Source organism: Rhodoferax sp. (assembly GCF_030646845.1).
Classification (GTDB): domain Bacteria; phylum Pseudomonadota; class Gammaproteobacteria; order Burkholderiales; family Burkholderiaceae_C; genus Rhodoferax.
In genome coordinates this window covers 1-12,653 of record NZ_JAUSLE010000003.1, presented here as the reverse complement: position 1 = coordinate 12,653, position 12,653 = coordinate 1, and the positions used below count along the sequence as shown (strand labels likewise).

Below are 12,653 nucleotides of genomic sequence, written 5' to 3'. Positions count from 1 at the left end.
CTGCTTTCAAAGAAATCCGGGCGTCAGGCTGGTGTTCGATCAGTGCTGAACCTGAACGTGCCAAAAAAAGCGCCTCCAGCAGGGCTTGACGTTGAGAAATATCAAGCTGGCGTAGCGGCCACTTCCTAGACTGGATTTTCTGCACGGTTGTCAGCATCCTGAGGCGTGCCGCAACACGCCGGACTCCCGGCGCGCCGTCGGGTCCAGGATGCACGTGCGGTCAGAAAAGGAGACAGTCACATGGATAAGCTCTGGTTGAAGAACTACCCGCCAGGGATCCCGGCCGAGGTGGATGTTCACGAATTCAGTTCGGTGCGGGAGGTGCTGCGAAGCAGTTGCGAGCGCTTTGCGAGCTTGCCCGCCTACAGCAATATGGGTGCCGCGATGAGCTACGCGGAGCTTGACCAGCACAGCCGCGACTTTGCCGCCTACTTGCAGAACTCGCTGGGGCTGCATAAGGGCGACCGGGTCGCGATCATGATGCCCAACCTGCTGCAATACCCGGTGGCGCTGTTTGGCGTGCTGCGGGCCGGCCTGGTGGTGGTGAACGTCAATCCGCAGTACACGGTGCCCGAGCTGGAGCACCAGTTGAAAGACTCGGGCGCTGTGGCCATCGTCGTGCTGGAAAACTTTGCCCACACCTTGCAGGAGGTGCTGGAGAAGAACCCGGCGCTCAAGCTGACGGTCATCACGACGGAGGTCGGTGACATGTTCCCGGTGGTCAAGGAGCTGCTGACCAACGTCGTGGTGAAGTACGTGAAACACATGGTGCCGGAGTGGAAGATTGCGGGCGCAATTGAATTCAATGCCACCCTGCGCGAAGGCCGTGGACAAACCCTGCACCATGTGCCGCTGAGTCACAGCGACATCGCGTTTCTGCAGTACACCGGCGGCACCACCGGCGTGGCCAAGGGCGCTGTCCTGTCGCACGGCAACATGGTGGCGAACCTGCAGCAGGTAGGCGCGTGGATCGCCCGTGATCTGCTGGACGGCAAGGAGATCTTCGTCTGCCCGTTGCCGCTGTACCACGTCTACGCGCTGAACTCGAGCCTTGTGTTCATGAAGATCGGGGCGCACAACGTGTTGATCACCAACCCGAGGGACATGCATGCCTTCATCCACGATCTCAAGAAGCACAAGCTTACGGTGATGATAGGCGTCAACACGCTCTATCGGGCGCTGCTGGACGCGCCTGAGTTTTCGGAAGTCGATTTGCACAGCCTGAAGGTGGTCAATGCCGGCGGCATGGCCGTGCAGCGCGTGGTGGCCGAACGCTGGAAGGCGGCCACCGGCGTGCCCATCATTGAGGCCTACGGGCTGACCGAGACTTCGCCCGGCGCGATCTGCAACCCGCTGAACATCGTCGACTGGACCGGCACCATTGGCATGCCGTTTCCGTCGACCGAGGCGGCCGTGCTTGACGACGATGGGAGAGAACTTCCGGTCGGCGAGGTTGGTGAAATCTGCATCCGCGGCCCCCAGGTCATGACGGGCTACTGGAACCGGCCCGACGAGACCGCCAAGGTGTTCACTGCTGACGGCTGGCTGAGGACCGGCGACATGGGCTTCATGGACGAACGCGGCTACTTCAAGATCACCGACCGCAAGAAAGACATGATCATCGTCTCGGGCTTCAAGGTCTTTCCCAACCAGATCGAGGACGCCGTGGCCATGCATCCAGGTGTCGCCGAGGTGGCGGCCATCGGCGTGCCCGATGCGAAGTCCGGCGAGATCGTCAAGATCATCGTGGTCAAGATCGATCCGGCGCTGACCGAAGCGGCCTTGCTCGCGCATTGCCGCCAGCACCTGACCGACTACAAGATACCGAAGATTGTCGAGTTCCGCACCGAGCCTCTGCCCAAAACCAACCTGGGCAAGATTTTGCGCCGGCAGTTGCGCGACGCGCCGGCGCCAGCGTCCTGATCCGCTGGTTTGGTGGGGTTCCAGGGCGAACGGTTCCCGCGCGCGGTCCGGCTCAATCGACGGCTGGACTACGATAGCGCTCACACCAGACTCCCCCGGCGGCAAGGGTGTCCGGGAAATGACACACAAAAAACGGAGAGGTGAATATGGACAAGCTCTGGTTGACGAGCTACCCGCCAGGGATGGCGGCCGAGGCCGATGTAGACGAGTTCGCCTCGTTGCGGGAGGTCATGCGACGCAGTTGTGACCGCTTTGCGGACTTGCCGGCCTACAGCAACATGGGGGCGTCGATGAGCTACGCCGAGCTTGACCAGCACAGCCGCGACTTTGCCGCCTACCTGCAGAACTCGCTGGGGTTGCACAAGGGCGACCGGGTTGCGATCATGATGCCCAACCTGCTGCAATACCCGGTGGCGCTGTTTGGTGTGCTGCGGGCCGGTCTCGTGGTGGTGAACGTCAATCCGCAGTACACAGTGCCCGAGCTGGAGCACCAGTTGAAGGACTCCGGCGCGCTCGCCATCGTGGTGCTGGAGAACTTTGCCCACACGCTGCAACAGGTGCTGGAAAAAAATCTTGCGCTGGATCTCAGGGTCATCACGACGGAGGTTGGCGACATGTTCCCGGTGGTCAAGGAACTGCTGACCAACGTGGTTGTCAAGTACGTGAAACACATGGTGCCGGAGTGGAAGATTCCGGGTGCGATCGAATTCAATGCCACCTTGCGCGAAGGCCGTGGACAAACACTGCAGCACGTGCCGCTGAGCCATAGGGACATTGCATTTCTGCAGTACACCGGCGGCACCACCGGCGTGGCCAAGGGCGTCATGCTGACGCATGGCAACCTGGTCGCCAATGTGCAGCAGATGGCGTTGTGGATGGCGCGTGACCTGGTGGAGGGCAAGGAGATCTTCGTCTGCCCGTTGCCGCTGTACCACGTCTACGCACTGACCTCCGCGCTCGTCTTCATGAAGTTCGGCGCGCATACCATCCTGGTGACCAATCCGAGGGATATGCACGCCTTCATCCACGACCTCAAGAAATACCCCTTCACGATCATCATTGGCGTCAACACGCTGTACCGGGCGCTGCTTGATGCACCCGAGTTTGCGGACGTGGATACCCGTGCCCTGAAGCTCACCAGCGCCGGGGGCATGGCCGTGCAGCGCGTGGTGGCCGAGCGCTGGAAGCAGCGCACCGGCGTGACCATCATCGAAGGTTACGGTTTGACCGAGACCTCGCCGGTCGTGATCTCCAGCCCGCTGGGCATCGAGCAGTGGACTGGAACAATCGGTATCCCGGTGCCGTCGACCGAGGCCACCATTCTTGACGACAGTGACAACGAACTCCTGCCTGGCGAGGTCGGCGAGATCTGTGTGCGGGGCCCGCAGGTCATGCCCGGCTACTGGAACCGGCCCGACGAGACTGCCAAGGTGTTCACTTCTGACGGCTGGCTGCGTACCGGCGACATGGGCTACATGGACGAGCGCGGCTACTTCAAGATCACCGATCGCAGGAAAGACATGATCATCGTGTCGGGCTTCAAGGTCTTTCCCAACCAGATCGAGGACGCGGTGGCCTTGCACCCGGGCGTGGCGGAAGTGGCGGCCATCGGCGCGCGCGACGAGCGGTCCGGCGAGGTTGTGAAGATCATCGTGGTCAGGAACGATCCGGCGCTGACCGAAGCGGCCTTGCTTGCGCATTGCCGCCAGCACCTGACCGGCTACAAGATGCCCAGGATCGTCGAGTTCCGAACCGAGCCCCTGCCAAAGACCAACCTGGGCAAGATTCTGCGCAGGGAGTTGCGCGACGCGCCGGCCCCGGCGTTCGCCGCTTCGCCGTTGATAACGCCCGCGCCCTGATTGCCGGGCGCAGCAAGGCCTGCCGGTCACCATTCATCGTTGGAGCGCGTTCAGCCTGGTCAGAAGAAGACTCGCCTGGATAGATGACCGATGTTCATTTATTATGTGACCCGCAGTCATTTGTGACTTTGCAGGAGAACACATGGAGTTGAATATCAACGGCAAATCGGTGCAGGCCGATGCCGACCCCGGCATGCCCCTGCTGTGGGTGCTGCGCGACCTTCTGAACATGACCGGCTCCAAGTTTGGCTGCGGCGTGGCCGCTTGTGGCGCCTGCACGGTGCGGGTGGATGGGCTGGCGGTGCGTTCCTGCGTCACGCCAGTCGCCGCCGTGGCGGGCAAGCAGATTCAGACCATTGAATCCCTGGGCACGGCGGACCAGCCGCATGCGCTGCAGGCGGCGTGGATTGCCGAGCAGGTGCCGCAGTGCGGTTATTGCCAGAGCGGGATGCTGATGGCGGCTGCCGCGCTGCTGGAGAAGATCCCCAAGCCGACGGACGCTGACATTGACGAGGCCATGACCAACATCTGCCGTTGCGGCACCTACCAGCGGGTGCGCGCCGCGATTCACCGCGCAGCCGGAGCCGCCGCATGAAGCGCCGTACCTGGATACTGAGCGCACTGGGCGCTACAGGCGCACTGGTGGTGGGCTGGGGCGTGATGCCGGCGCGTTCGCGCCTGGGCTCGCCGGAGCTGATGCTGCCAACACAGGGTGATGTGGCGCTCAATGGCTGGATCAAGATCACGGCTGATGGCGCCGTGGTGCTGGCCATGCCGCGCAGCGAAATGGGTCAGGGCGTGCACACAGCGTTGGCCATGCTGGTGGCCGAAGAGCTGGACGTGCCCCTGGCGCGTGTGCGCCTTGAGCAGGCCGGCGCCGACATGATTTACGGCAACGTGGCGATGCTGGTTGCGAGTTTGCCCTTTCACCCGCTGGAATCGGAGGGCGGGAACAAGCCGGCGAAGGTCAGAGTGGGCGAGTGGGTGGTGGGCAAGATCGCGCGCGAATTGGGTATCAACGCCACCGGCGGCTCGTCCAGCGTGGCCGACGCCTGGGAGCCGCTGCGTACCGCCGCTGCGACGGCCCGTGCCAGCCTGCTCGGCGCTGCCGCTGCGCAATGGCAGTTGCCATTGCGGGAGCTGGCCGTCGAGAACGGCGTGGTGTCCCATGCGTCTGGCAAGACGGCCCACTATGGTGAGTTGGCCAAAGGGGCGGCGGGCACGGCCCCGGGTGACGTCATCCTCAAGAATCGCAAAGACTGGACGCTGGTTGGGCAGCCTGCCTTGCGCACCGATATCCCTGCCAAGACCAACGGCAGCGCGCAGTTTGGGCTTGACGTGCGCCTGCCGGGCATGGTGTTCGCCCAGGTGCGCCTGTGCCCCATGCTGGGCGGAACACCCGGGACCATTGAGGCCAGGGCGGCGCTGGCCCTGCCTGGTGTGGAGCGGCTGGTGCCGCTGGAGGCGCTGGTTGGGTCGACCGCCGGCTTTGCGGTGGTGGGCCAGACCACGTGGCATGCCCGTCAGGGCGCGCAGGCGGTAGAGGTGACATGGCAGCAGCGCGCGAAGGGTGCGCTCGATTCAAAGCAGATCGAAGGCAGCCTGCTGGCCGCGCTGGAGACAGGGAGTGGTTCCACCTTCCATGAGAAGGGCGAGATCGACCAGGCCGAAGCGGGGGCGACGCGGGTGGTCGCGGCGGTCTACCGCGCCCCCTATCTGGCGCACGCCACCATGGAACCCATGAACTGCACGGCGCAGGTGAAAGACGGCAAGGTGGAGGTCTGGGTGCCGACGCAGGTGCCACAGATGGCGCGCGCCGTCGCTGCCAAAGTGGCGGGGGTTGCTATCGACGACGTCACCCTGCACGTTACCCTGCTCGGCGGCGGCTTTGGTCGCCGTCTGGAAGTCGACTATGTGGCCCAGGCTGTTCGCGTGGCGATGGATTGCGGCGGCCGACCGGTGCAACTGGCATGGACGCGTGAGGAAGACACCATGCACGACTTTTACCGCCCGATGCATGTGGCCCGCCTGCGCGCCGCAGTCGACGGGCAAGGCTCGGTGAGCAGCCTGCGCATCAAGTCCGCCGGGGACGCCATCACGCCGCGCTGGATGGCGCGCGGCTTGCCCGCCTTGTCCGGTCCGTTCGACATGCCGGACAAAACCGCGTCTGAGGGCCTGTTCGATCTGCCCTACGGTTTTGCCCACCAGCACATGTCGCATGTGGCCACCCGCATGGATGTGCCGGTGGGCTTTTGGCGCTCGGTTGGCCACTCGCATAACGCCTTCTTCTCGGAAGGCTTCATGGACGAGTTGGCCTTCGAGACCCGGCAGGACCCGGTGGCGTTTCGTCGCGCCCTGCTCAAGGAGGCGCCGCGTTACCTCGCGGTGCTCAACCTCGCGGCCGAAAAGGCGCAATGGGGCGGCAAGTTGCCAGCAGGGCGTGCGCGCGGTGTTGCCCTGCATGAGTCTTTTGGTTCCATCGTCGCCGAAGTGGCCGAGGTCTCGCTGCACGGCGGCAAGCCGCGCGTGCACCGCGTGGTCTGCGCGGTGGATTGCGGTACCGTGGTCAACCCCAACACGGTGGCGCAGCAGATGGAGAGTGCGGTGATCTTCGCCCTGACAGCGGCCCTGTACGGCAGGATCGACATCAAGGATGGCGTGGTGCAGCAGAGCAATTTCCCGAGTTACCCGATGGTGACGCTGGCCGAGGCCCCCGTGGTCGAGACCTGGATCGTGCCCAGCACGCGCGCGCCGGGTGGCGTGGGTGAGCCGGGTGTGCCGCCACTGGCACCCGCGGTGGCCAATGCGCTGTTTGCACTCACGGGCACGCGCCAGCGCGCGCTGCCACTCACCACCTGACTGGCGAGGCCCACGCTTTCCCATGCCCATTGCCCCAAAGAAACTCGTCAGCAAACAGCGCGCCCGCAGTCAGGCCGACAAGGATGTGCGGCGCACGCAATTGACCGAGGCCGCCACGCGCCTGTTCGCGCACGCCAGTTTTGAGGCCGTGACGATCGCGCGGGTGGCCGAGGCGGCGGGCGTGGCCAAGGGCACGGCCTACATTTACTTTGCCACCAAGGAGGCCCTGTTTCTGGAGTTGGTGCGCGCCGAGCTGACGCAGTGGCTGGATAGCCTGACGCTCACACTCAAACGCCTGCGCTCCACCCAGCCGGCACGCGCCGTGCCGAACGCGGTGGCGCGCAGCCTGGCCGAGCGACCGGTATTACGCCGCCTGCTGGTGCTGCTGCATACGGTGATCGAGCCCAATATTGACGAGGCGTCCGCCCGGAATTTCAAGTTGTTCCTGCGTGACTTGCTCACCGAGGCGGGTGCCGCCATTGCGCCCAAAATTCCGGGCTTGAGCCTTGAAGACGCCATGACCCTCGTGCTGCAGACCCACGCCCTGGTGATCAGCATCACCCAGCTGGCCGACCCACCACCGGTGATCGCACGGGTCATCGCTGCGGACGCCAGCCTGCAATCCATGTGCCTGGACTTTGAGCCCTTCCTGGCGGATACGCTCAGGACACTGGTGCGCGGCACGCTCGGGAAGATGTGAGTGGTGTGCGCTGACTGCCCGACAATAGGCCCATGAAAAGCACGCTCTCCCTGAAGCACTTCCTGCTGGCGCTGGCCGTGGTGGCGGTGTGGGGAACCAACTTCGTGGTGATCAAGCTGGCTTTGGGCCATATGCCACCGCTCCTGTTTGCCACCCTGCGCTTCGCCTTGGCCGTGCTGCCCGCGATATTCTTTCTGCCGCGCCCCAACGTGCCGTGGCGCAACCTGGCCGGCTATGGACTTTTGATCGGCGTGGGCCAGTTCGGCTTGCTGTTTGTCGCCATGAACGGCCACATCTCGCCGGGTCTGGCGTCGCTGGTGATCCAGATTCAGGTGTTCTTCACCATCGGGCTGTCCATGCGCCTGTCGGGTGAACGGCTGCAGGGCGTTCAGTGGCTGGCGCTGGCATTGGCAACCGCTGGTATTGGCATCATCGTGATGCATACCGACGGCAGTACCACCCTGCTGGGCCTGGGTCTGATACTGCTGGCGGCGCTGTCCTGGGCCGGTGGCAACATCGTGGCGCGGCAAGCCGGACGGGTCAACATGGTGGCCTATGTGGTGTGGTCGAGCCTCTTTGCCGTGCCGCCGCTGGCGGCGCTTTCTGTCCTCGTGGAAGGGTGGGACGCGGTGTCAGCGGGTGTGCGCGGGGCTGACGCGTTCGCCTGGGCGGCCGTGGCGTGGCAGGCCTGGGCCAACTCGCTGTTTGGCTACGCGGCCTGGGGCTGGCTGCTGGCGCGCTACCCGGCCGCCACCATCACGCCGATGGCGCTGCTGGTGCCGCTGTTTGGCATGGGCGGCGCGGCCCTGTGGCTGGGCGAGGGCCTGCCCGCCTGGAAGCTGGGCGCGGCAGCGCTGGTGATGGGGGGTCTGGCCTTGAACCTGCTGTGGCCGCGATGGCGCACCTGGATGAACAGCCGGCCAGTCCGGACTTGAATGTAAATGCGCTTGTAGGCCCCGTAAAATAAGCGTCGATAGCTATCATATTAATAGCAATGAAGAGCCGGGCCACGGTGACGAGCAGCCGCACCGGGGTGTTTCTGTCTGACAGGTGGTGAATAATCTGTCAACATCAGACTCCTTCCGTATGTCCTCATGACCCCCCCCACCGCCACATCACCGTTTTCGCGCAGCCTGCGGCTGGCGGTGGTCTTGACGTGCGCACTGATCGCCTTGTTTGCCGTGTATGTCTACTCGGAAAAGCGGATTGACCATGCCCATGAGCGGCGCTACCAGTCGCGCCTGCTGGCAGACGAGTTGCGCCAGTCGTCCGATGATCTGACCCGCATGGTTCGCACCTATGTGTTCACCGGCAATCCCGTCTACAAACAGCACTACCTGGACATCCTGGACATCCGCGAGGGCAGGAAGCCGCGGCCGGTCAATTACGAAGGCATTTACTGGGACCTCGTGGTGCTCGATGACAAGCCTCCCGGGATCGGGAGCGGCTCCAGCGTGGCGCTGCTCTCGATGATGCAGCAGGCCGGTTTCAGTGAGGATGAATTTCGCAAATTGGCGCAAGCCAAGGCCAACTCAGACGCGCTCACCCGTATTGAGTTTGCCGCCATGGCGCTTGTTGAGTCTCCGGGCCTCAATCTTGACACCCGTCGCATCGGGGCCAGCCAGATGCTGCATGACGGTGATTACCACCAGGCCAAAGCCAACATCATGCGGCCACTCAACGAGTTCTATGAGTTGACGGATCAGCGCACCCTGCTGGCTGTCCGTGAGGCCGCGAAGCATGCCACCCTGCTGCGCCTGGCATTCATCCTCGTGGGGCTGGGCCTGCTGCTGGCCCTCTGGCGCACCTTGAAGACGCTGCGCACCACGCTGGGTGGCTCTGTGGACGAGCTTCATGCGCAGATCGCCCGCATCGGGCGGGGCAACTTCGCTGAGGCCATTGCCGTTGCCCCGGGCAGGGGCGACAGTGTGCTGGGCTGGCTGGCCCAGACGCAGCGCCAGCTCCATGAAATAGAGCGTGCACGCCAGCAGTCTGACGTCAAACTCCTGCGCCAGGCCAGACTCTATGCTGCACTCAGCACCTGCAATCAAGCCATCGTGCGGTGCACGAATGAGCAGGAACTTTTTGAGGGAATCTGCCGGGCCGCGGTTGAACACGGGGGCATGAAAATGGCATGGATTGGCTTGACCGACTCGTCAAGCCGAACGGTCAGGCCGGCGGCTTCGTGTGGAGCAGGGGTTGAGTATCTGCAGGAAATTCACATCACGGTGGCTGCTGATGATCCTTTTGGCCGGGGCCCGACCGGCACCGCCGTACGCAATGACCAGCCGTTTTGGTGCCAGGACTATCAGGCTGATCCGATCACGGCGCCATGGCACGCGCTGAGCGCCGAGTATGGATGGGCAGCGTCCGCTGCCCTGCCCCTGCACCGCGGCGGTGTGGTGACGGGTGCGTTCACGGTGTATGCCGGCGAGGCCCACGCCTTTGATGAGCAGGCTCAAGACCTGCTGCTTGAAATGGCGGCCGACATTGACCACGCGCTGCTGAACTTTGACCGCGAGGCGGCGCGGGGACGCGCGCAGCAAATGGATGTCTTGCGCCGCTTCATGCTGGAGCGCCTGACCAGCGACTTGCCACTGCCGCAGATACTCACGGATTTCGTCCTCAAGATTGAAGCGACCCTGCCTGGCGCGCTGTGTTCCGTTCTGCTGCTGGATGACGACGGTCAGTACCTGCGCCTGGGCGCTGCGCCGAACCTGCCCGATTTCTACTGTGTGGCCATTGACGGCCTGCTGACTGGGCCGCAGTCGGGTTCTTGCGGTACGGCCGCCTTTACCGGCCAGCGCGTCATTGCCGGTGATATCGCCAGTGATCCTTGTTGGGTCGACTACAGGGCGCTTGCTCAAAAGGCCGGCCTCGCATCGTGCTGGTCCGAACCCATTCGCAACGGCAGCAGCCGAGCGCTGGGCGCCTTTGCGATTTACCGGCGGACGCCGGCCATGCCCGAGCCCCATGAGATCGACCTCATCGAGATGGCCGCGCACCTCACCGCCTTAACCATTGAACGCAAGCAGACCGAGGTGGAGCTGCAACTGAAGTCCAAGGTCTTTGAGCAGGGCAGTGAAGCCATCGTGATCACAGACAGTCAGCGTAAGATCGTGCGCGTCAACCAGGCCTTCAGCCGGATGACGGGCTACAGCGAAGTCGAGGTCATGGGGCGCGATCCCCGCATGCTCTCTTCGGGCCGGCACGATGCCGGTTTTTACGAATCCATGTGGGCGTCCATTCAAGCCCACGGGCAGTGGCAGGGCGAATTGTGGAACCGCCGCAAGGACGGCACCCTGTACCCGGAGTGGCTCTCCATCAGCGTGCTGCGCGACCGCAGCGGGGCCGTGATGAGCTATGTCGGGATCGCCACCGACATCAGCAAGCGCAAGGAGGATGAAGCACACATCCACCTGCTGGCTGATTTCGACCCGTTGACGGGCTTGCCCAATCGCCGCCTGTTGCAGGACCGGATTGACACCGCCCTGAGCCATGCGCAGCGCCACGGTGAACCGCTGGCCCTGATGTTCCTGGACCTGGACCGATTCAAATATGTGAACGATTCGCTGGGGCATCCCGTGGGCGACGAGTTGCTGATCCAGGTGGCGCAGCGCCTCAAGGCTGCGCTGCGTGACGAGGACACGGTGTGCCGCGTGGGTGGCGATGAGTTTGTGCTGCTGTGCACGGGTACCGATGCGGAGGGCGCCGCGCGTGTGGCGACGAAGTTGCTGGAGACTGCGGCGCAACCGCATCAGATTGCCCAGCAGGAGCTGGCCATCACCTGTTCCATCGGCATCGCCCTTTATCCCGCGGACGGCAATACCTTCGAAGCCCTGTCGATGAGCGCCGACACCGCCATGTACCGTGCCAAACAGGCTGGCCGCAACACCTTTCGCTTTTTCACCGCCCAGATGCAGGCGCAATCGGCCCGCGCCCTGCAACTGGAAAATGGCCTGCGCCGGGCCCTGGAGTTGCAGCAGCTGTATGTGGTGTATCAGCCGCAGGTGTCGCTGCATGATGGCCGTGTGGTCGGCATGGAGGCCTTGCTGCGCTGGCGCCATCCCGCGCTGGGCCAGGTGTCGCCGGCGGAATTCATCCCGATTGCAGAGGAAAGCGGACTGATTTTGCCGATAGGCGAATGGGTGCTCAGGACCGCGACCCGCCAGCTGCGCGCCTGGCTGGATGCCGGCCTGCCGGTCCAGCAAATCGCGGTCAACCTCTCGGCCGTGCAATTCCGCCATGCCAATCTGCCGGAGCTGGTGACACAGGTTCTAGCCGAGGCCAAGCTGGAGCCGCAGTGCCTGGAACTGGAGCTGACCGAAGGCGTGGCGATGAACGACCCGCTGGGCGCGATCGCCGTCATGGACAACCTGCAGCAGCGCGGCGTGCGCATGTCGATTGACGATTTCGGCACTGGCTACTCGTCGCTCAGCTACCTCAAGCGCTTCTCTGTCTACAAGCTCAAGATCGACCAGTCTTTTGTCCGGGACATCACCGATGACCCGGACGACAAGGCCATCGTCGTTGCCATCATCGCACTGGCGCGCAGCCTGGGATTCCAGACCATCGCCGAAGGGGTGGAGACGCAGGGGCAGCTGGCTTTTTTGCGCGAGCAGGGCTGTGACGAAGTGCAGGGTTACCTTTTCAGTCAGCCCTTGCCTGCGGACCAGTTCGAGACATTTGTGCGGCAGCATGCCATGCGGCATGAAGGCGACGCGCTGTCAACCGGCCTGGCCATCTGAGGCGGCGAGTCAGCCTGTATCAAACGCTAGCCGTTGGTCAAAGCAGCCGTTTCAGGTAACGCCCGGTATGGCTGGCCGGATTGGCGGCAATGTCTTCCGGCGTGCCCACGCCCACCACCGTGCCACCCCCGGCACCGCCCTCCGGTCCCATGTCAATCACCCAGTCGGCGGTCTTGATGACGTCCAGGTTGTGTTCGATCACCACAATGGTGTTGCCTGCATCGCGCAACTGGTGCAGGACCTTGAGCAGCAGGTCGATATCGGCGAAATGCAGACCGGTCGTGGGTTCGTCCAGGATGTAGAGCGTGCGCCCGGTGTCGCGTTTGCTGAGTTCGAGCGCCAGCTTGACGCGCTGCGCCTCGCCGCCCGACAGCGTGGTGGCCGATTGCCCCAGGCGGATGTAGCTCAGGCCCACGTCCAGCAGCGTGTGCAGCTTGCGCGCAATGGTTGGCACCGCTTTGAAATATTCATGCGCTACTTCGACCGTGAGGTCCAGAATTTGCGCGATGTTCTTGCCCTTGTACAGCACCTCCAGCGTTTCGCGGTTGTAGCGCTGACCGGCGC

At 63.7% G+C, this 12,653-nt stretch carries 7 protein-coding genes and 1 pseudogene; 7 read left to right on the top strand and 1 reads right to left on the bottom strand.

The annotated features are described in order from the left end of the window. Positions 1–240 precede the first annotated feature (240 nt). From Q7T10_RS00235 to Q7T10_RS00205, 7 genes are all read left to right on the top strand, one after another. The gene (locus tag Q7T10_RS00235) at positions 241–1,923 is read left to right on the top strand and encodes an AMP-binding protein (RefSeq protein WP_304744615.1); all 1,683 of its coding nucleotides are present in this window, start codon (positions 241–243) and stop codon (positions 1,921–1,923) included. Positions 1,924–2,069: 146 nt separating this feature from the next. Next, positions 2,070–3,782, top strand: a complete 1,713-nt coding sequence (locus Q7T10_RS00230) for an AMP-binding protein (protein WP_304744613.1) — start codon at positions 2,070–2,072, stop codon at positions 3,780–3,782. 142 nt (positions 3,783–3,924) lie between these two features. Further along, entirely contained in the window at positions 3,925–4,377 is a 453-nt protein-coding gene (locus Q7T10_RS00225; protein ID WP_304744611.1) for a (2Fe-2S)-binding protein, read from the top strand. Continuing rightward, entirely contained in the window at positions 4,374–6,641 is a 2,268-nt protein-coding gene (locus tag Q7T10_RS00220) for a xanthine dehydrogenase family protein molybdopterin-binding subunit (protein ID WP_304744609.1), read from the top strand. Before Q7T10_RS00225 ends, Q7T10_RS00220 begins: the two co-directional genes overlap by 4 nt. A 22-nt stretch (positions 6,642–6,663) precedes the next feature. Further along, positions 6,664–7,341 (top strand): TetR family transcriptional regulator, encoded by a 678-nt coding sequence (locus Q7T10_RS00215; RefSeq protein WP_304744607.1) that lies wholly within the window; start codon positions 6,664–6,666, stop codon positions 7,339–7,341. Between the two features lie 32 nt (positions 7,342–7,373). After that, the gene (locus tag Q7T10_RS00210) at positions 7,374–8,276 is read left to right on the top strand and encodes an EamA family transporter (RefSeq protein ID WP_304744605.1); all 903 of its coding nucleotides are present in this window, start codon (positions 7,374–7,376) and stop codon (positions 8,274–8,276) included. A 159-nt stretch (positions 8,277–8,435) separates the two neighbouring features. Further along, the gene (locus Q7T10_RS00205) at positions 8,436–12,089 is read left to right on the top strand and encodes an EAL domain-containing protein (protein WP_304744602.1); all 3,654 of its coding nucleotides are present in this window, start codon (positions 8,436–8,438) and stop codon (positions 12,087–12,089) included. Positions 12,090–12,126: 37 nt separating this feature from the next. On the opposite strand, the pseudogene Q7T10_RS00200 reads toward Q7T10_RS00205, so the two are convergent. Further along, positions 12,127–12,653 (bottom strand): annotated as a pseudogene (locus Q7T10_RS00200) (ATP-binding cassette domain-containing protein); the annotation flags it as partial.